The organism is Streptomyces gottesmaniae, assembly GCF_031845845.1.
Lineage (GTDB): Bacteria > Actinomycetota > Actinomycetes > Streptomycetales > Streptomycetaceae > Streptomyces > Streptomyces akebiae.
Window position 1 is genome coordinate 1 of the sequence record NZ_JAVRFJ010000164.1, and the last position, 411, is coordinate 411.

The 411-nt window shown below is 43.1% G+C and carries 1 protein-coding gene; it reads right to left on the minus strand.

All coding sequences use genetic code 11. The features are described 5' to 3' along the window. Positions 1 to 120: 120 nt before the first annotated feature. Positions 121 to 411 (minus strand): Lrp/AsnC ligand binding domain-containing protein (locus RM704_RS45855; RefSeq protein ID WP_498076468.1); only part of this gene is annotated, 291 nt, incomplete at its 5' end.

Sequence of the window (411 nt, forward strand, 5' to 3'; positions counted from 1 at the left end):
TTGTAGACTTGGCACACATTCTATTGAATGTGTGCATTTTTTATCTGAAGCAACAAGCCTCTGTGCGTGATGTTGTTATGTTTCATTTAGATGTCAAACCGCATACCCGGTCTGAAATATTCAATCCAAATCCAAAACCGGATTTTCTTTGACTTCCTCCATCACAACATAACTCCTACTCTCCGAAGCGGCAGGCAGTTGCAATAGGATATTGCCGAGCATATCCCGATAGGCAGACATATCGGGCAAACGTACTTTAATCAGGTAGTCGTATTCGCCCGACACCAGATGGCACTCCATAATTTGCGGAATTTTCAGCACTTCTTTTTTGAAATCTTCGAAAATATTGCCCGATTTGGATTGCAGCTTCAGCTCGACAAAAACCAATGGCGGTTTTCCCAACAGATGGGG